At 43.2% G+C, this 25,377-nt stretch carries 22 protein-coding genes; all 22 read right to left on the bottom strand.

Annotation, left to right across the window (positions count from 1 at the left end; all coding sequences use genetic code 11):
• Positions 1–165 precede the first annotated feature (165 nt).
• Positions 166–1,038, bottom strand: coding sequence for a 4-hydroxy-tetrahydrodipicolinate synthase (gene dapA / locus NST79_RS09165; protein ID WP_003245816.1), 873 nt, complete (start codon positions 1,036–1,038; stop codon positions 166–168).
• 30 nt (positions 1,039–1,068) lie between these two features.
• Complete coding sequence (gene dapG / locus NST79_RS09160; RefSeq protein WP_015483233.1) at positions 1,069–2,283, bottom strand: aspartate kinase; 1,215 nt, start codon at positions 2,281–2,283, stop codon at positions 1,069–1,071.
• A 91-nt stretch (positions 2,284–2,374) separates the two neighbouring features.
• On the bottom strand, positions 2,375–3,415 hold the full coding sequence (asd, locus tag NST79_RS09155) for an aspartate-semialdehyde dehydrogenase (protein ID WP_032721567.1): 1,041 nt from the start codon (positions 3,413–3,415) through the stop codon (positions 2,375–2,377).
• Between the two features lie 125 nt (positions 3,416–3,540).
• Positions 3,541–4,143: a dipicolinate synthase subunit B gene (dpaB, locus tag NST79_RS09150; RefSeq protein WP_212060471.1), complete on the bottom strand. Its 603-nt coding sequence runs from the start codon at positions 4,141–4,143 to the stop codon at positions 3,541–3,543.
• Positions 4,144–4,145: 2 nt separating this feature from the next.
• Positions 4,146–5,039: a dipicolinic acid synthetase subunit A gene (gene dpaA / locus NST79_RS09145; RefSeq protein ID WP_003231888.1), complete on the bottom strand. Its 894-nt coding sequence runs from the start codon at positions 5,037–5,039 to the stop codon at positions 4,146–4,148.
• A 185-nt stretch (positions 5,040–5,224) separates the two neighbouring features.
• Positions 5,225–5,482 (bottom strand): YlmC/YmxH family sporulation protein, encoded by a 258-nt coding sequence (locus tag NST79_RS09140; protein WP_003231890.1) that lies wholly within the window; start codon positions 5,480–5,482, stop codon positions 5,225–5,227.
• A 77-nt stretch (positions 5,483–5,559) separates the two neighbouring features.
• On the bottom strand, positions 5,560–6,789 hold the full coding sequence (locus NST79_RS09135) for a pitrilysin family protein (RefSeq protein ID WP_003245717.1): 1,230 nt from the start codon (positions 6,787–6,789) through the stop codon (positions 5,560–5,562).
• Between the two features lie 39 nt (positions 6,790–6,828).
• The gene (locus tag NST79_RS09130; protein ID WP_015252081.1) at positions 6,829–7,788 is read right to left on the bottom strand and encodes a polysaccharide deacetylase family protein; all 960 of its coding nucleotides are present in this window, start codon (positions 7,786–7,788) and stop codon (positions 6,829–6,831) included.
• A gap of 116 nt (positions 7,789–7,904) precedes the next feature.
• On the bottom strand, positions 7,905–10,022 hold the full coding sequence (gene pnp / locus NST79_RS09125) for a polyribonucleotide nucleotidyltransferase (protein WP_003231897.1): 2,118 nt from the start codon (positions 10,020–10,022) through the stop codon (positions 7,905–7,907).
• A 172-nt stretch (positions 10,023–10,194) separates the two neighbouring features.
• Positions 10,195–10,464 carry a 30S ribosomal protein S15 gene (gene rpsO / locus NST79_RS09120; RefSeq protein WP_003220957.1) on the bottom strand — a complete coding sequence of 90 codons (270 nt, stop codon included), beginning with the start codon at positions 10,462–10,464 and terminating at the stop codon, positions 10,195–10,197.
• A gap of 156 nt (positions 10,465–10,620) precedes the next feature.
• On the bottom strand, positions 10,621–11,571 hold the full coding sequence (gene ribF / locus NST79_RS09115; RefSeq protein WP_014476827.1) for a bifunctional riboflavin kinase/FAD synthetase: 951 nt from the start codon (positions 11,569–11,571) through the stop codon (positions 10,621–10,623).
• 18 nt (positions 11,572–11,589) lie between these two features.
• Positions 11,590–12,519 (bottom strand): tRNA pseudouridine(55) synthase TruB, encoded by a 930-nt coding sequence (gene truB / locus NST79_RS09110; RefSeq protein WP_015252083.1) that lies wholly within the window; start codon positions 12,517–12,519, stop codon positions 11,590–11,592.
• Between the two features lie 82 nt (positions 12,520–12,601).
• Positions 12,602–12,955 carry a 30S ribosome-binding factor RbfA gene (gene rbfA / locus NST79_RS09105; protein ID WP_212060473.1) on the bottom strand — a complete coding sequence of 118 codons (354 nt, stop codon included), beginning with the start codon at positions 12,953–12,955 and terminating at the stop codon, positions 12,602–12,604.
• A gap of 16 nt (positions 12,956–12,971) precedes the next feature.
• Positions 12,972–13,250 (bottom strand): DUF503 domain-containing protein, encoded by a 279-nt coding sequence (locus NST79_RS09100; protein ID WP_003220950.1) that lies wholly within the window; start codon positions 13,248–13,250, stop codon positions 12,972–12,974.
• On the bottom strand, positions 13,247–15,397 hold the full coding sequence (gene infB, locus NST79_RS09095) for a translation initiation factor IF-2 (RefSeq protein WP_014479801.1): 2,151 nt from the start codon (positions 15,395–15,397) through the stop codon (positions 13,247–13,249). Before infB ends, NST79_RS09100 begins: the two co-directional genes overlap by 4 nt.
• 19 nt (positions 15,398–15,416) lie before the next feature.
• The gene (locus NST79_RS09090) at positions 15,417–15,719 is read right to left on the bottom strand and encodes a YlxQ family RNA-binding protein (RefSeq protein WP_003220946.1); all 303 of its coding nucleotides are present in this window, start codon (positions 15,717–15,719) and stop codon (positions 15,417–15,419) included.
• 1 nt (position 15,720) lies between these two features.
• A complete protein-coding gene (gene rulR / locus NST79_RS09085) occupies positions 15,721–15,996 on the bottom strand; it encodes a glucose-induced regulator RulR (RefSeq protein WP_009967250.1) in 276 nt (91 codons plus the stop codon).
• A gap of 13 nt (positions 15,997–16,009) precedes the next feature.
• Positions 16,010–17,125 (bottom strand): transcription termination factor NusA, encoded by a 1,116-nt coding sequence (gene nusA, locus NST79_RS09080; RefSeq protein WP_003231912.1) that lies wholly within the window; start codon positions 17,123–17,125, stop codon positions 16,010–16,012.
• 34 nt (positions 17,126–17,159) lie between these two features.
• Positions 17,160–17,630 (bottom strand): ribosome maturation factor RimP, encoded by a 471-nt coding sequence (gene rimP / locus NST79_RS09075; RefSeq protein WP_003231915.1) that lies wholly within the window; start codon positions 17,628–17,630, stop codon positions 17,160–17,162.
• A 329-nt stretch (positions 17,631–17,959) separates the two neighbouring features.
• Positions 17,960–22,273, bottom strand: coding sequence for a PolC-type DNA polymerase III (locus tag NST79_RS09070; protein ID WP_029726487.1), 4,314 nt, complete (start codon positions 22,271–22,273; stop codon positions 17,960–17,962).
• A 108-nt stretch (positions 22,274–22,381) separates the two neighbouring features.
• Positions 22,382–24,076: a proline--tRNA ligase gene (gene proS / locus NST79_RS09065; protein WP_003231918.1), complete on the bottom strand. Its 1,695-nt coding sequence runs from the start codon at positions 24,074–24,076 to the stop codon at positions 22,382–22,384.
• A 32-nt stretch (positions 24,077–24,108) separates the two neighbouring features.
• Positions 24,109–25,377, bottom strand: a complete 1,269-nt coding sequence (rseP, locus tag NST79_RS09060) for an RIP metalloprotease RseP (RefSeq protein ID WP_010886508.1) — start codon at positions 25,375–25,377, stop codon at positions 24,109–24,111.

Below are 25,377 nucleotides of genomic sequence, written 5' to 3'. Positions count from 1 at the left end.
CCTAGTCTCATACCCGTCCATCATCACTTGTTCCTATTATAACTGAAAGTAAATTTAGAAAACAAGATAAAGCAGAAGGTTTAGGGAAAACCAATATGTAAAAGAAACGGTCAAACTCAGCTGAATGTGAGAATGACCGCGTTTGTTTCACTGTATGAAATTTTCTTACAGTTCGCTGATCGTGCTGCTTAAGCTCAGACGTTCATCCTCAGTTAATGGGACTAGAGGCAGACGCACAGAACCGACATCAAGACCTCTCAGCTGAAGCGCTGTTTTGACTGGAGCAGGATTAGGCGCTTTAAACAGTTCCTTCATAATCGGCAGCAGTTTCTGATGAATCAGTGCCGCATTAGCTGTTTGCCCATTCGTATAATTTTTGATCATTTGCTGCATATCAGTGCCTGCAATATGGCTCGCCACTGACACAACTCCTCTACCTCCAACTGAAAGAATTGGAAGCGTCAGAGCATCATCCCCTGAATAGACATAGAAGTCTTCAGGTGTTTCAGCAATAATTTTTGTAATCGCTTCGAGGTCTCCGCTCGCTTCTTTAATCGCAACCACATTCGGAATGTCTGCCGCCAAACGGATCGTCGTTTCAGGAGCAAGAGAAGCAACCGTACGGCCAGGAACATTATAGAGCATAACCGGAAGAGATGTCTCTGCCGCAATTGCTTTAAAATGCTGGTACATTCCTTCTTGAGAAGGTTTATTGTAATACGGGGTAACAAGCATAACAGCGTCCACGCCCGCTTCCTCAGCTTTTTTTGTCAGCTTAATGGAATCTTTCGTGTTGTTGCTCCCAGTACCAGCGATAACGGGCACCCGTCCGTTTACTTCTTTTACCGTATATTCAAAAAGCGCAATTTTTTCTTCAGTTGAAAGGGTCGGAGATTCTCCAGTTGTTCCCGCTACTACTAAAGAATCCGTTCCGTTTTTCAACAAGTAATCAATCAGTGTAGACAGTTTTTGAAAGTCTACGTTCCCTTTATTGTCAAAGGGTGTAATCATCGCTGTAGACACATTTCCGAAATTCATTTTATTCACCTCATCATGATTCAATCACATTTACTTCGAAAGTTCAAACACTTCATGCAAAGCGTTTACAGCAGGAACCATATCCGCTTCATGGACGAGCACCCATATCGTCGTATGGCTGTCAGCCGACTGAAGGATCGGAATTTCTTTTTCTGAAAGAGCCGATACAATTTTGGACGTAACACCGGGAACACCCATAATGCCCGCGCCGACCGCCGATACCTTCGCGCAGTTTCTCGTCACCATTGGATCATAGCCCATATCCATTAAAATACGCTGAGCTGTTTCTGTTTTATTTCCGGCTACCGTATAGACGATTTCACTAGGTGTAATGTTAAAGAAATCGACACTGATTCCAGCGTTTGCCATAGCCTTGAACACTTCAGTCTGAACGTTATACTGGCCGATTTTCGCAGGCACTTTGAACTGCGTGACATCTTTGACATGGGCGATTCCCGTAATCAGCCTTTCAAAAACATCACTGCCGACCTTGGAAGAGTGATGTGATGTCACCAATGTACCTTTATCATTCGAATAAGTCGAACGGACGCGGATCGGAACCTTGGCCTGCATTGCGATTTCCACAGCACGCGGATGAATGACCTTGGCCCCCTGATACGCCAGGTTGCAGATTTCCGTATACGTCACAACAGGAAGCGGTTTTGCATTTTCCACCACTCTTGGGTCAGCAGTCATCACGCCTTCTACATCGGTGAAAATATCAATGTATTCCGCATCAACAGCTGCTCCGAGTGCGGCTGCAGACGTATCGCTGCCCCCTCTGCCGATTGTAGTTGTATCACCCTTTTCAGTTGCGCCCTGGAAGCCTGCGACGACTACCGCATCATGATTGGCGAGCACACTGAATAAACGCTCCGGTTTCATTTCAATGATTTTCGCATTGGTATGCTGATCATTCGTTAAAAAGCCAGCCTGAGCCCCTGTCAGCGCAGCTGCTTTCACACCGTTATCAAGCAGCATGCTTGTAAAGACGACAGAGGAAATAGTCTCTCCGCAAGATAAAAGCAAATCCTGTTCCCTAGGAGAAATCGCTGACTGATCGCCGTAAAGCAGCCCAAGCAAAGAATCTGTTGCATACGGGTCTCCTTTTCGGCCCATCGCTGAAACGACAACGACAACCTTATATCCTTCACTGATTGCTTCTTTAATATGCCCTAAAGCCAGTTTGCGGCCTTTATCATCTTTTACTGATGTTCCGCCGAACTTTTGAACAATTATCTTCACTGTTTTCACTCCAAATTATTCGGACGTAACAGAAGAGAGCAGGCTGATAGCGCCTTACTCTCTTCTATTCGTCTTTAGAAAATTCTCTCTTTTATACGAGGTTTAGTTTTTTCAGGCTTTCTGCAATTTGAACAGAGTTCCATGCCGCGCCTTTTAATAGGTTATCAGAAACAACCCATAAATGAAAACCGTTTGCTCTGTCCAAGTCTTTGCGGATGCGGCCCACAAACACATCGTTTTTGCCGACAGCATCAGCAGGCATCGGATAAAGCTGCTGGCTTGGATCATCCTGTAGTGTCACGCCCGGAGCTTCTTTCAATAGATTTTTAATATCTTCAACGGTAGCGTCATCACGGTCTATTTCGATGTAGACGGACTCTGAGTGCCCAGTTTGGATTGGCAGTCTCACACATGTAGCAGCTACTTCAAGGTCAGGCATATGCATGATTTTTTTCGTTTCATTTATCATTTTCATTTCCTCAAACGTATAGCCGTTATCTTGGAATTTATCGATTTGCGGAATCGCGTTGAAGGCGATTTGATAGTGTTTTTTGTCACCTTTTACAGGCATGATCTCAGGCTCTATTTCTTCTTTATTTAAAATCGCCTGTGTTTGGCTGTAAAGCTCTTTTACAGCTTCATTACCCGCTCCTGATACTGCCTGGTAAGTTGATACGATGACCTTGTTTAAGCCATATGCTTTGCGGATCGGTTCAAGTGCCGCAACCATTTGGATTGTAGAGCAGTTTGGATTGGCAATAATGCCGTTGTGTTCATGCAAGTCTGCCTCATTCACTTCTGGCACAACAAGCGGTGTATTTTCATCCATGCGGAACGCGCTCGTATTATCTATAACAATAGCGCCGCGTTTTACAGCTTCTGGTGCCAATGCTTGTGATACGCTTCCGCCGGCGCTGAACAAAGCAATATTTACCCCTTCAAAGCTCTCAGGAGAAGCTTCCTGAACAGTCAGCTCTTGGCCTTTAAACGTGACTTTTGTCCCCGCAGAGCGTTTTGAAGATAGCAATGTAAGTGTGTCCATTTCAAAGTTTCTGTCTTCAAGTGTTTTAAGCATTTGTTGTCCCACAGCCCCTGTCGCTCCGACAACAGCTACGTGTAAACCTCTTCCCATCTGTAAAACTCCTTCCGCCAATCAGCTTCATTGAATTGATTTGACTATGATTTTACGTTTTATTTTACCATAGAATATGCGGGTGATGACCGAATTTTTTAGTTTGGGAAAGATTTTCTGTAAATTTAGTCATTTCCCTGATAATTCTCAACTAGAATCGGCTGAAGCTGCTGGTGCATGAGTGCCTTTTCAATCGTTTGCGGTAGCAGATCCATTTTGGCTACCATTGAATTCGGTTTTTTAAATGGATCGTCTTGCCCGAATGGAATAAAAAAGATATTTTTTGTTGACATGAGCCTCATTAAATTTGTTCCGTTTAAACCAAGAGCATCATTTGTCGAGATACCCAGAACGACAGGCCGATTGTTTCGGATTGTCGCTTTTGCCGCCATCAGCACCGGGCTGTCCGTCATGGCATTTGCCAGCTTGCTCATTGAATTGCCTGTTAAAGGCGCAATGACCATGCAGTCAAGGGGCAGCTTCGGCCCAAGAGGTTCTGCCTTTACAATCGAATCAATGGCCTCATATCCAGTCAGGTCTTCAATTTTTTCAACCCATTCTGCGCCCTCTCCAAATCGGGTATTTGTGGATTTCACATTAAATGTGACAACCGGACGGACTTCAGCTCCTTCGTTGACCAACGCCTCAATTTGCGGGAAAACCGCTTCATATGTGCAATGCGACCCGGTCAGCCCAAACCCGATTCTTTTTCCTTTTAATGACGACATCCTTATTTCCCCTCCTCAGCTTGTATTTCAGCCAAAAGCTTGCTCAAGACGTTTGCAAGGATTTGCCCAGCTGTTTTAGGAGCGACAATCCCTGGAAGCCCGGGAGCAAGAAGTGCTTTAATCCCTTGTTTCTCGGCATATTTAAAATCCGTTCCCCCGGGACGTGAGGCCAGATCCAATATTAAGGTTTTTGGTGTCATGCTAGAAAGTACCGTTTGATTTAAAATCATACTCGGTATGGTATTAATGCAAATATCTATATCTTTTACATGCTCTTTCAGCTCATCGGTATGAAAAGGAACGAGCCCCATTTCAGTGATACGTGCCAGATGCGCTGAACTTCTTGCCCCCACTTTTACATTCGCCCCGAGCGCGGCAAATGTACGGGCAATCGTCATCCCGGTGCGCCCCAGACCGAGAACGGCCACCTGTGATCCGTGTATCGTATAATCCGTGTGCTGAATAGCCAGCATGATCGTTCCTTCTACTGTCGGAATAGAGTTGTATATCGCAATGTCATCCCGCTCAAACAGTTTTACAAGTTTTCTTTTTGCCTGAGCTGCAATGTTTTCTAAATAGGCGTTAGAAATTCCTGAGAAAATGACACAATGTGCAGGCGTTCTGTCGAGATGGTCCTGTTTTAACACAACTTCTTCATTAGAAAATACAGTTGATACGACACCTTCTCCTGTTGTCGCGGATACTGGAAGAATGATGCTGTCTATTTGCTGAAAAGGAATTTCATCAATATTGCATTTTACTGCCCCGGTAAAACCGTGATCCAATTGGTCAAAACCGACAAGATAGATGTCAGCCTGCTGTTCAGTGAGCTTTCTTATAATTTCGAGCTGTCTTGCGTCACCGCCGATAACTGCAATTTTCAATCCGGTTAACATTCTAAACGTTCACCTTCTTTGTATATACTGGATCTCTAGTTGTTAAGCTCCCCTTCATCTTATGATCAAAAGGAAATACCGGTGAATATAAAAGATGCGCTTTTTCCATATAAAAAAACATCGGCTCCGGCAGCCGATGTTTCAGATGTTTTCTTTAGAGCCCGCTTCACAGGCAATTGGGCTATTTACTCTTGTCGAGGAGGCATTTCCTCAGGTACATCTAATATAATCATATCTGAACCGATCTTTTGAATATGGTGCCATGGGACACGAATGTCATGACCTTGCTTTCTCAAACCAAACCACTTAACTGTGGGAATGAGGAGTGCTGTAATCTGTCCATCCTGTTCATTGATTTCCAAATCGGTCTGGCCGAGCACTCCGAGCCGTTCAGCTCTTTTGATGTCTACAATTTCCTTTCCTGATAATTCACTGAGCCGCATGTCTGTCACCCCCTTGTACTATGTATGATGAAAGGGATTAAAAAATGCCTGCTCCATTATGGAGCAGGCTTTCCTTTTTAAGACGGCATATTGCCGGAAGGGCTGATAAGTGCTAATGCATAGTCTTCGGTAAACAATTGTCTGGCAAGGCCGTTAACACGCTCTAAGTTCACGGCGTTTAATTCATTGATGATTTCATCTAATGTTTTATGTTTGCCGAGCAGCAGTTCATTTTTTCCGTTTCGGCTCATTTTGCTGTTTGTGCTTTCTAAGCTCAGCATTAAGCTTCCCTTCATTTGCTCTTTGCTGTTTTCCAGTTCTTTCGAGGTAATGCCGTCACGTTTTAATGTGGCAAGGGTTTCTTGAATTGTTTCCGACAGCTGCTGAAGCTGATTTGCACCCGTTCCGCCGTAAATAGTGAGCATTCCGCTGTCCTCATATGAGCTGTGATAGCTGTAAACAGAATAAGCAAGTCCTTTATCTTCACGCACATCTTGGAACAGCCGGCTGCTCATGCTGCCTCCGAGCACATTGTTGAGGACGATTAAATCATAAATACGTTCATGGCCAACCTCTAAGCCTTTAAATCCAAGGCACAAATGAGCCTGCTCTGTTTCTTTTTTTCTCGTCAGTTTTTCCGTGTGGAACTCAGGCTTCTCAAGGCCTGTCGCTTTACCTTTTGCCTCGTATGACCCGAACCATTTTTCTACATCTTTGATAAAACTGTCAGATATATTGCCCGCTACCGAAATCACCACTCGGTCCGGCGTATAATAATCATGCATGTATTGTCTGAGAGAGTCACCGTTAAAGGAAGCAAGCGTTTCTTCCGTGCCTAGAATTGGGTAGCCTAAAGAATGATTGCCGTAAGTGGCTTTGCTCAATAAATCATGTACAATGTCGTCCGGCGCATCTTCATACATTTTAATTTCTTCATATACTACATTTTTCTCTTTTTTCAGCTCGTTTTCATCAAACGTTGAATGAAAGAACATATCTGCTAATACGTCCAGCGCGTAATTCGCATGCTCGTCAAGCACCTTTGCATAGTAGCAGGTATATTCCTTTGAAGTAAACGCATTGACCTGGCCGCCAATACGATCAAAAGATTCTGCTATCTCGCGTGCAGATTTTGTGCTCGTCCCTTTAAAGAACATGTGCTCTAAAAAGTGAGAAATTCCGTTTATCTCCGGCGTTTCATGTCTCGACCCTGTGCCGATCCATACGCCGATCGCAACAGAACGGACTGTCGGGTTATTTTCCAGCACAATTCTTACACCATTTTGACACGTATATCGTTTAATCAAATTTGTTCCTCCTATTCAAAGACAAGCTGCCTTCATCTGTTACTTCAATAGTCTTGTTTCATCCATTAGTTCAGTGACTGTTCCAAGCGCATATCCTTTGTCTTTTATCTGTGTAATCAGCGCTTCAAGACTTTCCGCCGTAGGGTCAGTCGGATGCATTAAAATCATGGCACCATTATGTATCTTGCTTAACACTCTCGTCTGAAGTACAGACGGAGCCGGCTTTTGCCAATCGATTGTATCAACTGTCCACATGACTGTTCCCATCTGTTTCTCTGCTGCAATGTCGATAACCGCTTTTCTGAAACTTCCGCTTGGCGGAGCGAACCACTTTGGCTTAACGCCGATCGTTTGTTCTATTTGTTCATTAGTCTTGTCGAGCTGCTCGGAAATTCTTCCTGTAGTCAGTTTGCTCATATCCGGATGATTGTATGAATGATTTCCGATTTCATGTCCGTCTTTTGCAATCTTCTTAGCGAGCTGTACATTGTTTCTCACCCAATTGCCTTCTAAAAAGAACGTAGCTTTAACCTGGTGCTTTTGCAGAATAGGGAGCATTTTTTCCAAATACTCATTTCCCCATGCCACATTGATTAAAAAAGCCACCATCGGTTTGTCAGGATTTCCTTTATAAATAGGCTCAGGCTGAAGTGACTCAAGATGAACACTTGGTTTTACTTGACTGTACACCAAATCTTTTTCCCGAAACTCACCATGCTTTTTCATTTTTTTATATGATTGTTCAATATTGACCTTTAATCCATTGTAGCCTGGAATGCTTTTCCACACTTTATCAATTCTTGCATTCTGGGGCTTAACTTCGTACTCCGGCGCTTTTTGAAGCAATTCTTCATATAATTGGTCTTTTGACGCCGTGACAGTCACCGTATCTTTTTTCATTGCCCCTATATAATCAAGTGCATGCGGATTTTCCATCATCTCAAATGAGACAAAAAAAAGAAATAAAAAAACGGCAAACGGTACAAATTTTTTGTACATGTTCTGTCCCCCCTCACCTCACATTATGAAGGAGAAGGACAAGGTAGAACCCGCCTGCTTTTGAAAAGCTTCAAAATAAAGAAGCCGGGTCTCCCAGGCTCCTTTTATGTTTTCATTTAAGATTGTTGTTCTTCTTTTTCTTTCTCTTCACGGAGCACCGCTTTGCGGGATAAATTCACTCGTCCTTGTTTATCAATTTCAGTGACTTTGACAAGAATCTCGTCTCCGATTTTCACAACATCTTCAACTTTCCCTACGCGTTCAAGCGCAAGCTCTGAAATGTGCACCAAACCGTCTTTTCCGCTGAAAATTTCAACGAAAGCCCCGAATTTTTCAATCCGTTTCACTTTACCTAGGTAAAGTTGGCCGACTTCAACCTCTCTCACAAGGTCTTCGATGATTTTTTTCGCTTTTTGGTTGCCGCTTTCATCTGTAGAGGAAATAAAGATTGTGCCGTCCTGCTCAATATCAATTTTAACACCGGTTTCTTCGATGATCTTATTGATTTGTTTTCCGCTTGGTCCGATGACATCGCGGATTTTATCAGGATTAATGGTCATTGTTAAGATCTTAGGCGCATATCGAGAAAGCTCTTTTCTTGATTCGCTTAATGTTGCAAGCATGCTGTTGAGGATTTCCATTCTGCCCTTTTTCGCCTGCTGAAGCGCTTCTTCAAGAATCTCTCTGGAAAGGCCTTCAATTTTAATGTCCATTTGCAGGGCCGTTACGCCTTTTTCAGTTCCCGCTACTTTAAAGTCCATATCTCCCAGCGCGTCTTCCATGCCTTGGATGTCAGTCAAGACAGTGTAATGTTCGCCTGATTTGACAAGACCCATCGCAATACCAGCAACTGGCGCTTTAATCGGTACACCGGCATCCATCATTGCAAGTGTGCTTGCGCAAATGCTTGCTTGAGATGTAGAACCGTTTGATTCAAGCACTTCTGAAACAAGACGGACAGTATAAGGGAAGTCTTTTTCAGACGGAATAACTGGCTCAAGCGCACGCTCACCCAGTGCTCCGTGTCCGATTTCACGACGTCCCGGTCCGCGCATCGGTCCTGTTTCCCCAACGCTGAATTGCGGGAAGTTGTAATGATGCATAAACCGTTTCGACTCTTCGACACCTAAGCCGTCAAGGATTTGCACATCTCCCAGAGCACCTAGCGTACATACGCTGAGGGCCTGAGTTTGTCCCCTTGTAAATAGACCTGAACCGTGCGTTCTTGGCAAGAGGCCAACCTCTGAAGAGAGCGGGCGGATTTGATCGACACCGCGGCCATCCGGTCTTACTTTCTCTTCAGTAATCAGGCGGCGAACTTCATTTTTCACCAGCTTGGATAAAATCTGCTTCACTTGCTTGATTGTGTCTTCATCATGTTCTTCATCCTCGAATTTTGCCACAACTGCGTTCTTCACTTCGTTAATGGCATCTTCACGGGCATGCTTTTCATGAACTTGGATGGCTTTCAGCAGATCCTCTTCTGCCAAAGCTTTTACTTTTTCATTAAGCTCTTCATCAATTTCAAAGAGCTTAATTTCAGATTTCTCTTTGCCGACTGCTGCAACAATTTCTTCTTGGAATGCAATCAGGCGTTTAATCTCTTCATGGCCGAACATAATGGCCTCAAGCATGATTTCCTCAGGAACTTCGTCCGCTCCCGCTTCTACCATGTTAATCGCATCTTTCGTGCCGGCAACGACAAGATTGATATCGCTTTTTTCAAGCTGATCGACTGTCGGGTTAATGATAAATTGATCATCAATGCGTCCGACAGTAACCCCTGCAATCGGTCCTTCAAACGGAATATCCGATACAGAAAGTGCAAGAGATGAACCGAACATGGCAGCCATTTCTGAAGAGCAGTTTTGGTCAACACTCATGACAATGCTGATGACTTGAACTTCATTACGGAATCCATCGGCAAACAAAGGACGGATCGGACGGTCAATTAAACGGCTGGCAAGAACCGCTTTTTCACTTGGACGTCCTTCTCTTTTAATAAATCCGCCCGGAATTTTCCCTACCGCATATAATCTTTCTTCATAGTTTACAGTAAGAGGGAAGAAATCAAGCGGTTTAGGTTCTTTTGAAGCGGTTGCTGTACTAAGTACTGCTGTATCACCGTAGCGGATCATCACAGCACCATTTGCCTGTTTGGCAAGCTGGCCGGTTTCAACAGTTAGCGTTCTTCCGGCCCAATCTATGGTAAAGACATGTTTTTCTTGTCCCATACAATTACGAACTCCTCTCTTCGTTGTGTGAAATAATCAATTACTCCTATTATGAACGAAATGAATTGAACATATCAATGTCAAAGTAGTATGTAAAAGGATTTCAATGATTTGTTATAAGAAATTTCGCTTTAATACGATAAAAAAGCGGGAATCCTCCCGCTTTTTACGATTATCGACGTAAGCCTAGTTTGTTAATTAACTCACGGTAACGAGTTACGTCTTTATTACGCAGATACGTAAGAAGATTACGACGCTTACCTACCATTTTAAGAAGACCGCGACGTGAGTGGTGGTCTTTCTTGTGAGTACGTAAATGCTCGTTCAAGTTGTTAATTGAGTCAGTTAGGATAGCGATCTGAACTTCTGGAGATCCAGTATCAGATTCGTGTGTTTTGAACTCATTGATGAGTTGGTTTTTACGCTCTTGAGTAATTGCCATCCTGTTTCACCTCCAAATCATATTTAGCCCCAGTTACCTAGCAACCGTCGGTGACTTCGGATTGCCAAGCAATGGTTTTAAGACTACGAAAACTATCATACTAAAAATCGTGCCTATATGCAAATATTTTAGAATAAAATTTGCGTGCGTTGCAAGTTATTTCCGCAAATTGCTGAAATAACGAATGGCTTCCTGCTTATCTTTCTCAATTTGCTCAGTTAATTCTTTGATGCCATTGAATTTCCGCTCGCTCCGAATCCGTTTATACCATTCGATTTTTATAGCGGCTCCATATACCTCCTGATCGAAATCAAACAGATTGACCTCGATGGAAGGCTGCTCAGGGCGCTTTTCATAAAACGTCGGCTTATAGCCAATATTGCAAACACCATTGTAAACTTCGCCGTTCACTTCCGCTTTTACGGCATATACACCTGTGGGCGGAACGATATAGCTGTTATTTAAACCCACATTTGCTGTCGGAAACCCGATGGTCCGCCCTCTTTTATCACCATGAATGACAATTCCTTTAATAAAATAAGGCTGTCCAAGCAAGACATTCGCCAATTCAACATCTCCGTTTTGAAGCGCGGTACGGATATACGAAGAACTGATTTTTTTATCCTGCTCCGTCAATTTTTCTACCATTGTGCACCCAGCTTTTCCGTCTAAATCATCCGGCATGGTCTCCATTGTCCCCTTGCCGTATTTGCCGTACGTAAAGTCAAAGCCTGCCACTGCGTGCTGCACATTAAGACCGATAATATACTGGTCTATAAACTGCTTAGGAGAAAGAGAAGCAAACACTTCATTAAATTTAACGACATACAGAACTTCTGTGCCTAATTGTTCAATTTGGTTTATTTTGTCTTCAAGAGGCGTAATCAGATCCTTTGGTTCCTTATCTCTGCCCAACACGTGGGAAGGATGGGGGTGAAAGGTCATCACAGCCAATGTCAGACCTTTTTCTTCGGCTATTTGCTTCGCTGTGCCGATTACCTTTTGATGCCCGAGATGAACGCCGTCAAAATATCCTAACGCCATCACTGATTTTGCCTGCTCCTCTTTTATTAAATGATGAGGATGTGTAATATGTATCGTCTTCACAGAACGGTCACCTTTTTTCTATTGTTCGCTTTTTTGCATCAATACTTTTGCCGGCTTTAACAGCCCTTTTTTTGCAGGATGAGGGAAATAGATCGCCAAACAGGTTCCGGATTCAGTAAAGACGGCGATACGGTCTTCACTTGTCATTTCAGAAAACTGCTCGGGCGTCTCAAGCAAAGCCCCATTTTCTACTTTCTTAGCTAATGTATCACTTATGATCCATTTCGGCAAATGATTGAGCGCACGTTCAATAGGAACTGTATGCTCTTCCACGGTTCCGGATTGGGCCTGTGCTTCGAGCTCATCAAAAGTAAAGCATTCGTCGAGAGAAAAATCTCCGGATGCCGTACGGATTAAATGAGACATATGAGCCGGATATCCGAGCTTTTCTCCGATCATGACCGCCAGCGTCCTTACATAGGTCCCTTTGGAGCAAGTCACTGTAAACCGGAAGCTTGCGGTTTCTCCATGATGTTTAATCTCTGTCGTCAGGGCAATGTCTTCAATGGTTATCATACGTTTCGGACGTTCTACTTCAATCCCCGCTCTTGCGTATTCGTATAATTTTTTGCCGTTTACTTTTACAGCGGAATACATGGGCGGAATTTGTTCTTGTTTCCCCTTTAAACTGTTTAAAACCTTTTCTACATCCGCTTTATCAATGTCGTGATTGACAGGCTTTGTTTCCACCGTTTCTCCGGTTTGATCCTCTGTTGTGGTTGAAAAGCCAAGCGTTATTTCTGCATCATACGTTTTAGATTTTTCAGTTAAGTATTCGACTATTTTTGTCGCTCTTCCTACACAAATCGGAAGCACGCCTGACACTTCCGGATCGAGCGTTCCTGTATGTCCTACTTTTTTTGTTTTTAACAGCTTTCGGATCTTCATGACACAGTCGTGCGATGTCATGCCAACAGGTTTATGTAAAAGGAGAACTCCGTTAACCATTTGCCTTTCACTCCTTCTTTTTTAACTTTTTTCTTTTAAACGAAGAAAGAGGACAGACGATATACGCCTATCCTCTCATTTTTTATTCAGATGGTTTCTCTGAATGTAATTCGTGAATCAGTGTTTCGATCCGATTCCCGTAATCGATTGATTCATCGAACTCAAATTCAATTTCAGGCGTTTTTCGAAGTCTGATGCGGCTGCCGATTTCGGATCGGATAAATCCTTTCGCTTTTGCCAGCCCTTTCAGCGCTTCTTCCCGTTTTTTCTCGTCACCGAGAACCGAGATATACACCTTTGCAATTTGCAAATCACCTGATACACGTACATCCGTTACTGTCAGAAAACCAATTCTCGGGTCTTTCAGCTTGCGGCTGATAATATCACCGAGTTCTTTTTTCATTTGCTCGCTGACACGGTTTGCTCTCATACTCAATTCAATCACCTCTAAGTTAAAACCACTCTGTCCTAGTGATCGTCCGTTCAATTTCAGGAAAAGAATCGATAAACGCTAGGACGCGCTGCAGTTCTTTTTCTGTTTGAACGCGAGAGGAAGAAACAGCGGCGATTCCGAAGCTGGTTCTTTGCCAGGTGTCCTGATAGCCAATCTCCGAAATCGAAACATTGAACTTGTTTTGAACCCTGGTTAAAATCCGCTTCAGAACGGCACGCTTTTCTTTTAGCGATCCTGCATCATAAATGATGCATTCACACTCCGCAAATCCGATCACGTTCTTTCAATTTCTTGCATGACAAACGCTTCTAGGATGTCACCTTCACGAATGTCATTGTATTTCTTAATTGTAATACCACATTCATAGCCTTGTGAAACTTCTTTCACATCGTCTTTAAAGCGTTTCAGAACATCTACTTCGCCTTCAAAGATGACGACGCCGTCACGAATTAAACGGAGGCCGCTGTCGCGCGTAATGGTTCCTTCAGTAACATATCCGCCGGCAATTGTACCGATTTTAGATACTTTGAATGTTTGGCGTACTTCTACTTGACCAATTACTTTTTCTTCATATTCAGGATCAAGCATACCTTTCATGGCAGCTTCAATCTCGTCGATTACTTTGTAAATGATACGGTGAAGTCGAATATCTACATTTTCAGCTTCAGCCGTACTCTTAGCATTTCCGTCCGGTCTCACATTAAACCCGATAACAATTGCATTGGAAGCAGATGCCAAGATAATGTCAGATTCAGTAATCGCACCAACGCCTGTATGGATGATTTTCACTTTAACGCCTTCTACTTCAATTTTTTGAAGCGCAGCCGTTAAAGCTTCAGCAGATCCTTGAACGTCAGCTTTTACGATGAGGTTGATGTCTTTTACATCACCTTGCTTAATTTGCTCGAATAAATCATCAAGACTGAGCTTCGCTTTATCGCTGCGCTGCTCTTCAAGCTGTTTCGAAGCACGGGCTTCACCGACAGAACGAGCTGTTTTTTCATCCTTAAAGACAAGGAATTGGTCTCCCGCTTGAGGGACATCATTCAAACCGGTAATTTCAACCGGAGTTGACGGGCCGGCAGTTTTCACACGGCGGCCAATGTCGTTGACCATTGCACGGACACGGCCAAATGTATTGCCGACTACGATCGGATCACCGACATGCAGTGTTCCAGTCTGTACGAGCAACGTCGCAACTGACCCTCTGCCTTTATCGAGTTCAGCTTCAATAACCGTTCCTTTTGCCTGACGGTTCGGATTCGCTTTCAGTTCCTCTACCTCACTGACAAGCAAAATCATTTCAACGAGCTCATCAATGCCTTTTCCAGTTAAAGCGGAAAGCGGCACAAAAATGGTTTCTCCGCCCCAAGCTTCAGGGACAAGTCCGTATTCCGTCAGTTCTTGCATTACACGGTCAGGGTTTGCGGATTCTTTATCTATTTTATTCACAGCAACGATGATTGGAACCTCTGCTGCTTTTGCATGGTTAATCGCTTCAACTGTTTGCGGCATGACACCGTCATCGGCAGCTACGACAAGAATCGTAATATCAGTTACTTCTGCACCGCGTGCACGCATTGTTGTAAATGCGGCGTGGCCCGGTGTATCCAAGAACGTGATTTTCTTGCCGTTCTCTTCAATTTGATAAGCGCCGATATGCTGAGTGATTCCGCCTGCTTCTCCTTCAACAACCTTTGTTTTACGGATGCTGTCAAGAAGCGTTGTTTTCCCATGGTCAACGTGGCCCATGATTGTCACGACAGGAGGACGAATTTCAAGATCCTCTTCATTATCAGGCTCTTCGTATTTTTCCAGCTCTGTTTCTTCAAGCACAATGACCTCTTCTGTTTCAACACCATATTCTGATGCAATGAGTTCGATTGTGTCTTTATCAAGCTCTTGGTTAATGGTTGCCATTACGCCAAGAAGCATCAGCTTTTTAATGATTTCTGAAGGCTCTTTGCCAAGCTCTTCAGCAAGTGCGCCAACTGTTAAAGTGCCAGAGAATGTAATTTTCTCAGGAAGCTCTTTTTTCGGCTTTACAGGCTTTTGCTGATGTTGGTTTTTATTATTGTTGTTGTTGCGTTTATTTTTTTTGTTGTTGTTATTCTTCTTGTTTTTGTTAAATTGATTATTCTGCACGTCATTCTTCTTTCCGTCTCGAATTTTATTTGGTTGATTTCCAGCTGATTGCTGATTAACCCCTTGTGGCTGTTTGTTTTTGTTCGTTTCTGCTGGCTTTTGAGATTTAGCAGCTGCGCCGCCTTTTTTATATTTGGCATCTAGCTTTTTAATGGCCTTTTCTTCAAGCATGGCCATGTGATTATTCACTTCTAAATCCATGTTCTTCAGTGCGGTCAAAATTTCCTTACTTGAAACATTTAACGCTTTTGCATATTCGTATACTCTCATTTTAGCCATTCGTTCACCCCCAAAAATATTAATCGAGCAAGCTGATCAGCTTATTCGCAAAACCTTGGTCAGTGACGGCGACAACGACACGGGCTTCTTTACCGATAGAGCGTCCAAGAACCGCGCGACTCTCGACTTTTTTATAAGGGACTTTATAATAATTGCACTTGTCAGTTACTTTTTTTGCTGTGTTAGATGATGCATCCTCTGTAAGCAGGACAAGCTTTGCACGCGCATTCCTGATTTCTTTTATTACCAAGTCTTCGCCTGACACGACCTTACGAGCTCGATTGGCCAGACCCAGCAAGGGAAACCATTCCATTCCAGACATTTTATTTTTTCACCTTTTCCGCCAGTTCCAGCAATTCATCGAAAATCTGGTCATCGATTTGTGATTGAAATTGATTTTGCAAAGTGTTTTTCTTTTTTGCTGCTAAGATGCACTCTTTATCCAGCGTTAAATAAGCACCCCGCCCATTCTTTTTTCCGGTCGGGTCTACTGAGATTTCGCCTTCTTTCGACCGTACAACTCGGATCAGTTCCTTTTTAGGCTTCATTTCACCAGTCACTACACATTTGCGTAATGGGATCTTTTTGTGTTTATTCACCTAAAGTCACCTCTTATTCATCCGATTCAGCAGTTTCAGGCTCCGTAAAGAGCGGCTCATCATCTTCTTCAAGTTCTCTCGGATAGATTCCAAGTTCTCTTGCGTCCGTTTCGCTCTTAATATCAATCTTCCAGCCTGTCAGTTTAGCAGCTAAGCGTGCGTTTTGTCCTCTTTTTCCAATTGCCAGAGACAGCTGGTAATCAGGAACAATAACAGTTGTCGCTTTTTCTTCTTCATTAACAATGACATCAAGCACTTTGGAAGGGCTGAGCGCATTCGCGACAAATTCTACAGGATCACTGGACCAGTTGACAATGTCAATTTTTTCACCTTTTAATTCATTGACGATTGCTTGCACACGCTGGCCTTTAGGCCCTACGCATGAACCGACAGGATCCACGTCAGGATCATCTGTGCGAACAGAAATTTTCGAACGGTCGCCGGCTTCTCTGGCAACAGATTTTAGCTCGACAGTTCCATCATAAATTTCAGGCACTTCAATTTCAAACAAACGCTTTAACAGGCCTGGATGTGTTCTTGACACATAAATCTGCGGGCCCTTCGTTGTTTTTTCTACTTTTGTGATATATACCTTAATGCGGTCATGGGGCTTGTAGCTTTCATTCGGCATTTGCTCATTAACCGGCAGCAAGGCTTCTATTTTGCCTAAAGACACGTAGATAAATTTATTGTCCAGACGCTGGACGATCCCTGTCATGATGTCTTCTTCACGGTCGATAAATTCAGAATAAATCACACCGCGCTCAGCTTCGCGCACACGCTGTGTGACGACCTGCTTCGCTGTTTGAGCAGCTATGCGCCCGAAATCCTTAGGTGTAACTTCGATTTCGACGACATCGCCGACCATATATTCCGGATGGATGCCCTGTGCCTCTTCAATTGAGATTTCTAATCTCTGGTCGTATACTTCGTCAACGACATCTTTTCTTGCAAATACACGGATGGAGCCAGTTTCACGGTTTAGATCCACCCGTACATTTTGCGCTTGATTAAAATTCCGCTTATAAGCAGAAATTAACGCAGCTTCGATTGCTTCGATGATAATTTCTTTACTGATGCCTTTTTCTTTTTCAAGAATCGTGAGAGCATCTAATAATTCACTGCTCATTTAACGGTCTCCCCCCTTAAAACATTTGTATTCATTAGAATGTAACAGCTAATCTTGCATTAGCTATCTTTTCATACGGAATATTGATCCGTTTCTTTCTTGTTTTGATCGTGATCTCAACTGTCACTGTTTGTCCATCAAATTCAGCCAGTTCACCTTCAAACACTTTTACGCCGTCAATAGGCTCATACGTCTTAATGTATACGTTTTTTCCTAGTGATTTTTCGAAATCGGCTTTTTTCTTTAGCGGACGCTCAGCTCCTGGAGATGAGACTTCAAGAAAGTAATTTTGGCTGATTGGGTCTGCTTCATCAAGCTTTTCGCTTAAAGCTTCGCTTACTTTGGCACATTCCTCAATATCCACACCGTCATCGGAATCAATAAACACGCGAAGGAACCAGCTTTGGCCCTCTTTGACAAATTCAATGTCAACGAGTTCCAGCTGAAGGCTGTCTACGATTGGCTGAGCCATTTCTTGAACGGTGTCAGTCACTTTTTTGCTCATGTTCTTCCTCCTTGTGCTGTCGATCTCATATTCGTCTCGTCACTCTGCATAAAAACCCTGCTTCAAAAGAGCAGGGGCTAAAAAGTAAACGATGAACATGTCGAGACAAAATTCTCCTGTTCAATACAAAAGAGCGGGTTTCCCCACTCTTTGCCTCGGTAATCGTTAGCATTTCCAATAAAACTATACCATAACCATATTTTTATTGCAAATGGATATACGCTTACCTTCATACCTAAGCAAGTGACAGAAACTCTAATATTACGATGGCACTTTTTGCGCTTATGTATGCATAGAAGCAGAATTTCTGAGAAATTCTGCATTCCATATTAGAACAGTGACAATTGGTTTTGATCAGGCAGTGATTCCAGACAGCCGTGGCGATCTAAGTACTCTAAAATCGTTTTTGATACTTTCCCTCTCTTTTGCAAATCTTCTTTTGAGAGGAATTCGCCTTCTTCGCGAGCTTTTACAATGTTCAAAGCAGCGTTCGTCCCTAACCCAGGGATAGAGTTAAACGGCGGAATTAGACTGTTGCCGTCAATAATAAACTCTGTGGCGCTGGAGCGATATAAATCGACTTTTTGGAATGAATAGCCTCTCTCACACATCTCAAGCGCTAATTCTAAAACAGTCAGAAGGTTCTTTTCCTTCGGTGAAGCATCAAGTCCTTTAGAGTTTATATCCTCCATTACCGCTCTGATTGCTGTAGAGCCCTTGATCATTGTATCGATATCAAAGTCATCTGCACGAACGGTAAAATAAGCCGCATAATACAAAAGAGCATGATGCACTTTAAAGTAAGCAATGCGGACTGCCATTAAGACATATGCCGCGGCGTGGGCTTTCGGGAACATGTATTTAATCTTTTTACAGGAATCAATATACCAGTCTGGGACATTGTTATTTTTCATTTCTTCTTCCCATTCAGGCGTTAATCCTTTTCCTTTACGCACGAATTCCATGATTTTAAAGGCAAGGGACGGTTCAAGGCCTTGATAGATTAAATAAACCATAATGTCATCACGGCAGCCGATAACCTCACTCAGCTCACAAATATTATTGTGGATGAGCTCCTGTGCATTGCCAAGCCATACATCAGTTCCGTGAGACAAGCCTGAAATCTGAACGAGCTCAGAAAAAGTGGTCGGCTTTGTATCTTCAAGCATCTGCCGGACAAATCGGGTTCCGAATTCAGGAATTCCAAGAGTGCCCGTTTTACAGCCAATCTGTTCTTCAGTCACACCGAGTGATTCGGTTCCCTGGAAGATCTTCATCACTTCAGGATCATCCGTCGGAATTGTTTTCGGATCTATTCCGCTTAAGTCTTGAAGCATCCGAATAACAGTCGGGTCATCGTGTCCGAGAATATCAAGTTTTAACAGGTTGTCATGGATGGAGTGGAAATCAAAATGAGTCGTTTTCCACTCTGAACCTGTGGCATCTGCCGGGAACTGGATCGGTGAAAAATCATAAATATCCATATAATCCGGAACTACGATAATACCGCCAGGGTGTTGTCCAGTTGTACGTTTTACACCTGTGCATCCCTGTACGAGCCGATCTATTTCGGCACCGCGCATATGAAGATTGTTGTCTCCGGCATAGCCTTTTACATAACCGTAGGCTGTTTTTTCTGCCACCGTGCCTATTGTTCCCGCACGATATACATTGTCTTCTCCGAACAATACTTTTGTGTAATTGTGTGCTTGCGGCTGATATTCCCCTGAGAAGTTCAAATCGATATCAGGTACTTTGTCCCCTTTAAATCCTAAGAACGTTTCAAATGGAATATCATGGCCGTCTTTTTTCAAAGGCGTTCCGCAATGAGGACATGTCTTGTCAGGCAGGTCAAAACCAGAACCGACAGAACCGTCATTAAAGAACTCAGAATGCTGACACTCAGGACAAACATAGTGCGGCGGCAGCGGGTTTACCTCAGTAATCTCAGTAAGTGTCGCAACTAATGAAGATCCTACGGAACCACGGGAACCAACGAGATACCCGTCATCTAGTGAACGTTTTACAAGTTTGTGAGAGATCAAGTAAATAACAGCAAATCCGTGGCCAATAATACTCTTTAACTCTTTTTCAATCCGCGCTTCGACAATTTCAGGCAGCTCTTCCCCGTAAATGCTTCTTGCACGCTGATAGCTCATTTCTCTGATCTCTTCATCGGCGCCTTCGATTTTCGGCGTATATAAATCATCTTTAATCGGCTTGATGTCATCAACTAAAGAAGCAACCTTTTGGGTATTGGTGACTACGATCTCCTTCGCTTTTTCTTCACCTAAGAAAGAAAAAGCTTCAAGCATTTCGTCTGTCGTTCTAAAATGCACTTTCGGCAGTTCATGCCTATTCAGCGGATTTGCCCCGCCTTGTGAGGATATTAAAATCTTTCTGTAGATTTTATCCTCATCATTCAAATAATGAACATTTCCCGTAGCAACAACCGGTTTATTAAGCTTTTCCCCCAGCTTCGTGATATTCGCAATAATTTCTTTCAGCGCTTTTTCATCACGGACCAGTTCAAGCTCCAGCAAGTGACGATACACTTCAGGCGGCTGAACCTCAAGGTAATCATAGAATGACGCGATATCTTCCACCTCTTCAGGCGATTTTTGCATCATTCCCTCAAAAACCTCTCCCCTGTCACAAGCAGAACCGATCAGCAGCCCTTCCCTGTATTTCTCAAGCTGAGATCTCGGAATACGCGGCACTCTGTAAAAATAATGAATATGAGAAAGTGACACAAGCTTAAATAAATTTTTAAGTCCCGTGCTGTTCACGGCAAGTAATGTTGCATGATACGGTCTTGATCTTTGATAAGCATTGGACTGACCCATATTTTCATTCAACTCATCATGGTACTGAATGCCTTTTTCAGCTGCGTCTTTCAGCATTTTCAGAAGCAAATAAGCGGTTGCCTCAGTATCATAGATCGCACGGTGATGCTGTGTGAGTTCGATATCAAACTTTTTACAAAGTGTGTTCAACCGGTGGTTCTTAAATTCCGGATAGAGAAAACGTCCAAGTTCAAGCGTATCAATGACTGGGTTTTTAGCTTTATCGACTTCAAGAAGCTTTTTATAGGCTACATTTAAGAATCCCATATCAAAGCTTGCATTATGAGCGACAAGGATATCATCGCCAATCCATTCTCTGAAATCTCTTATTACATCTACGACATCCGGAGCGTCTTGTAGCATATCATCAGTGATCCCTGTCAGCTCTATGATTGTGGCGGAAAGCGGACGATGCGGGTTCGCAAACGCCTCAAATTTATCAATAATTTCTCCGCCTTTTACTTTTACTGCAGCCAGCTCAATAATGGTATCGTATACAGCAGACAATCCTGTCGTCTCAACGTCAAAAACAACATATGTTTCTTCTTCGAGCAGACGATGTGCGGCATTATAAGCAATTGGCACGCCATCATCCACGAGATTCGCTTCCATCCCGTAAATCATTTTAATTCCATGCTTTTTGGCCGCAGAATACGCATCAGGGAAGGATTGAACGACAGCATGGTCGGTCAAAGCGATGGCCTCATGCCCCCATTTTTTCGCTTGTTCGACAAGCTTTCCGATACCCGTAACAGCATCCATTTGGCTCATTGGGGAATGAAGATGCAATTCCACTCTTTTTTCTCCTTCAGGTGCTGAATCTTCACGGGTTTTTGCTTTTATTTCGTTTACGTCATTTGCGATCATGACAAGGTCTCTGACAAATGTATCATTTTGAATGCTTCCGCGTGCTTTTACCCACATTCCTTTTTTCAGAGACTTCATCAGTGCCGCATCTTCTTTTTCACGTGCAAACATTTTGATCAAAATACTATTTGTATAGTCTGTAATTTTGAAGATACACAGCGTGCGCCCGCTCTTCAGCTCGCGCGTCTCCACATCAAACACATAACCTTGGACCGTAATTCTCCGTTCTTCGTCCATGATGCTGTCAAGTGTCCGGATTTCCTCGTTATCTTTAATTTGATAACCGATAACAAGAGGACCAGATGGTGCTTGGTCTTCATCACTTTCTTTATCTTTCTTCTCCATTTCAATCAAGGCCTGCATCGCCCGCTCTTGGTCTTCCGCAAGCTTTTGTTCCCGAAACTTTTGAACTTCCTGCTCGGATACAAATATTTCAGCATCAAGCTGAAGATCCGGAAAGCCAAATTGACGGTAGCCTGCTTGAATCATGGAACTGTATTTGTTTTTTAGCGCAGCCGCTTCTGTATCCGTTTTGGTTTTGACAATCAGTTTATTGCCCTTCAGCTTCGGTTTTTGCTGGTTTAAAAGACTGATAATCGGCGGCGAAATGCCCTGCAGTTCTTCAATGCAGCGTGACCAGTAGTCTTGAACGATACTTTCACTGACCTCGGCATCCTGAACTTCAATTGAAGATGTCACTTTTGCTATGTGGGCAAACGATTGCGTCAGCCTCGTTGTTAATGTGTCATATATTTGAAAAGGCAGCAAAGATTTAAATTGAAAATGAAAATGCCAAGACTTAGAAGCTTTGTGAATTGTCAGCTTTTTAATCTCGCCATGTTCAAAGTATGTCATGAAGGTATCATCTGTCATATTAATCTGCTGCAGAAGAATTTGAAACTGCCTTCTGTTTACTGATAACTGTTCCATTAAGACAGTATCCCTCCCTAAAAACATCATAAGTGAAGGTACCTCAGGCAATGAGGTACCTTCTATTATTTCTATTTTAACATGTTTTTTGATAAATCGTTATGGTGATTACTGCTTGCTGATAAACGCAGATAATTCGTCTACTGAAATCTCAGTTGACTCACCAGTTTGACGAATTTTCACTTCGACGATTCCTTCGTCAGCTCGTTTTCCGACAGTGATGCGGATTGGAAGGCCGATTAGATCTGAATCAGCGAATTTTACACCGGCACGCTCAGCACGGTCGTCATAGAGCACTTCATAGCCTTCCGCTTTTAAATCGGCATACAGCTTTTCAGCAAGCTCTCTTTGCCCATCGTTTTTCATGTTCAATGCAAGAATATGAAGATCGTACGGCGCAACGCTTTTTGGCCATATTAATCCTTTTTCGTCGTGATGCTGTTCAGCAATAGCAGAAAGCGTTCTTGATACACCGATTCCGTAACAGCCCATCAGCATTGGCTGCGCGCGTCCGTTTTCATCTAAATATGTCGCATTCATCGCTTCTGAATAGCGTGTTCCGAGCTTAAAGACTTGTCCGACTTCGATTCCCTCAGCAAAACGGATCGTTCCCTTGCCGTCTGGTGAAGGATCACCTTCTTTAATAAAACGAAGATCAGCAAATTCTTTAATTTGCGCGTCACGATTCACATTGACATTTTTATAATGATGATCTCCTTCATTTGCCCCGGCAACAGCATTAACCATTGCTTTCACAGCTTGATCGGCATATACTTCCACATCCTGATGAATACCGACAGGGCCTACAAAGCCTGGCTCTGTTCCGAGCTGCTGAATGACCTCTTCATGTGTAGCAAGCTCTACAACTTCTGCATGAAGCAAGTTTTTCACTTTAATATCGTTAACTTCATGATCCCCTCTTACAAGCACTAAGACAAAACGGTCATCAGCTTTAAACAATACTGACTTAATGCACGCTTCAGCCGAAACCTGTAAGAACGCAGTCAGTTCTTCGATTGTTTTCACGTTAGGCGTATGAACCTTCTCTAGAGCTTTAGGCTCTTCATCTGAAGGAACTTCCTGGTGAAGAACTTCAGCCATCTCGATATTAGCCGCGTACTGTGATTCATCAGAATACGCAATCGTATCCTCTCCGATCGCAGAAAGTGCCATAAATTCGTGCGTATCCTTTCCTCCCATTGCGCCTGAATCAGCGATAACAGGTCTTACATTAATGCCGCAGCGAGCAAAAATATTAGAATAGGCCTCGTACATTTTTTGATACGTTTCATCCAGGCTCTCTGCAGATGCATGGAAAGAGTACGCATCCTTCATAATAAATTCGCGGCCTCTTAACAAACCGAAGCGAGGACGTTTTTCATCTCTGAACTTAGACTGAATTTGATAAAGAGTCAGAGGGAGACGCTTATAAGATTTAACCTCATCGCGAACAAGCGAAGTGATAACCTCTTCATGCGTTGCCCCTAAAGCAAATTCACGGCCATGACGGTCTTTTAGTCTCATCAGTTCGGGACCATACGTATACCATCTGCCTGATTCCTGCCATGTCTCTGCCTGCTGCAATGCGGGCATGAGCATTTCTACGGCATCAATTTTCTCCATTTCCTCTCGAACAATCTGCTGAATGTTTTGAATCACCTTATACGCAAGAGGCATATAGCTGTATACCCCGCTCGTATTCTGTCTGATAAATCCTGCTCTCAGAAGAAGCTGATGACTTTTTGCTTCGGCATCAGCTGGAACTTCACGGAGCGTAGGAATAAGCGTCAAGCTTTGTCTCATTTCTTCGCACCTCTGATTGATTTACTTTTCGTTTACAAAAACAGCCGCTGGATATCGTTCCATGTGACAACCAGCATAAGAAGCATTAAGAAAGCTACTCCGATAAACACAACAAATGCTTCTTTTTCCCTGTTAATCGGTTTGCCCCGAATCGCTTCAATAAATAGAAACAACAGTCTTCCTCCGTCAAGTGCCGGAATCGGAAGCAGGTTGACAATCCCAAGGTTAATGCTTAAAAACGCCGCAAACTGAAATAAGTTCACGATCCCTGTTTTCGCCACTTGGTCTGTCATGTCATATATGCCGACAGGACCTGACAGCATATCGAGTTTAAATTGGCCTGTTACTAATTTGCTCAGATTGGTTAAAATGGCTTTGGTGACATCAACTGTTGATGTCGCGCCGTAAGCAACCGCTGAGAGTACGCCTTTTTCAGTCGGCGCATAGGAACCGAAACGTCCGATTGTTTTTTTGTTCTCATCTTTAACAGCTTCCGGAGTCACCGAAATATGAAGCGTTTTGTTATCTCTTTTTACTGCAACGTCCATTTCTTTCTCCGGGTTTTCTTTTACAGCGGAGACAATGTCAGTCCAAGACCTCATTTTCTCTCCGTTAATGCTTTGGATATAATCCCCTTCTTTTAGCCCTGCTTCAGCCGCCCGTCCATTGTCTGTCAGCTGCCCGAGCATAGGTTCATTTGACGGTACGCCTTGAATCAGCCCAAGCATCACTAAAATGACGTAAGCTAAAATAAAGTTCATAATCGGCCCTGCAGCAATTGCTTTAATCCGCTGCCATACAGGTTTGGAACCAAATTGGCGATTATACGGCGCAATCTGCACTTCTTCTCCGTCTACAATAAAAAAGGATGTTTCGCTGACAGTAAAGCTGGAAAGTTCGTCCTCTTTCCCCTGTTCATAACCAGTGATCTTCATGTCATGCTCTAGATCCGCTGTTTCCACTTCAATGACTAAAGCATCCGGATATTTTTCCTTTTGATTGATGATGACTTTCTCAACTTGATCTTCTTTATTAAACAGAAGCCCGACCGTGTATCCGGGTTTCACCTCAATCATTTCCGGATCTTCGCCGGCCATACGAACAAATCCGCCGACCGGAAGCAGCCTGATCGTATAAACTGTTTCATTTTTTTTGAAAGAAAAAATCTTTGGACCGAAGCCGATCGCAAATTCACGGCAGAGAATTCCCGCTCTTTGGGCTAGCAATAAATGGCCCAGTTCATGGAAGAAAACGAGCGTTCCGAAAATAATGATAAACGCTATAACTGTATTCACGAACAT

Origin of the sequence: Bacillus sp. PS196, assembly GCF_037963555.1 — a bacterium.
GTDB lineage: Bacteria > Bacillota > Bacilli > Bacillales > Bacillaceae > Bacillus > Bacillus subtilis.
Note: the sequence above shows the minus strand (reverse complement) of the source record. Positions and strands in the feature narration are given on the sequence as shown.

Bases quoted from the DNA above. Each gene is read 5' to 3' on its own strand.
- infB (WP_014479801.1), bottom strand. From the start codon at position 15,397: ATGGCTAAAATGAGAGTATACGAATATGCAAAAGCGTTAAATGTTTCA.
- dapA (WP_003245816.1), bottom strand. From the start codon at position 1,038: ATGAATTTCGGAAATGTGTCTACAGCGATGATTACACCCTTTGACAAT.
- truB (WP_015252083.1), bottom strand. From the start codon at position 12,519: ATGGTTAACGGAGTTCTCCTTTTACATAAACCTGTTGGCATGACATCG.
- asd (WP_032721567.1), bottom strand. From the start codon at position 3,415: ATGGGAAGAGGTTTACACGTAGCTGTTGTCGGAGCGACAGGGGCTGTG.
- rimP (WP_003231915.1), bottom strand. From the start codon at position 17,630: ATGAGCAAAAAAGTGACTGACACCGTTCAAGAAATGGCTCAGCCAATC.
- NST79_RS09140 (WP_003231890.1), bottom strand. From the start codon at position 5,482: ATGCGGCTCAGTGAATTATCAGGAAAGGAAATTGTAGACATCAAAAGA.
- nusA (WP_003231912.1), bottom strand. From the start codon at position 17,125: ATGAGCAGTGAATTATTAGATGCTCTCACGATTCTTGAAAAAGAAAAA.
- NST79_RS09090 (WP_003220946.1), bottom strand. From the start codon at position 15,719: ATGTCTGGAATGGAATGGTTTCCCTTGCTGGGTCTGGCCAATCGAGCT.
- dpaA (WP_003231888.1), bottom strand. From the start codon at position 5,039: ATGTTAACCGGATTGAAAATTGCAGTTATCGGCGGTGACGCAAGACAG.
- pnp (WP_003231897.1), bottom strand. From the start codon at position 10,022: ATGGGACAAGAAAAACATGTCTTTACCATAGATTGGGCCGGAAGAACG.
- rpsO (WP_003220957.1), bottom strand. From the start codon at position 10,464: ATGGCAATTACTCAAGAGCGTAAAAACCAACTCATCAATGAGTTCAAA.
- rseP (WP_010886508.1), bottom strand. From the start codon at position 25,377: ATGTTCGTGAATACAGTTATAGCGTTTATCATTATTTTCGGAACGCTC.
- NST79_RS09070 (WP_029726487.1), bottom strand. From the start codon at position 22,273: ATGGAACAGTTATCAGTAAACAGAAGGCAGTTTCAAATTCTTCTGCAG.
- proS (WP_003231918.1), bottom strand. From the start codon at position 24,076: ATGAGACAAAGCTTGACGCTTATTCCTACGCTCCGTGAAGTTCCAGCT.
- NST79_RS09130 (WP_015252081.1), bottom strand. From the start codon at position 7,788: ATGTACAAAAAATTTGTACCGTTTGCCGTTTTTTTATTTCTTTTTTTT.
- dpaB (WP_212060471.1), bottom strand. From the start codon at position 4,143: ATGTCGTCATTAAAAGGAAAAAGAATCGGGTTTGGGCTGACCGGGTCG.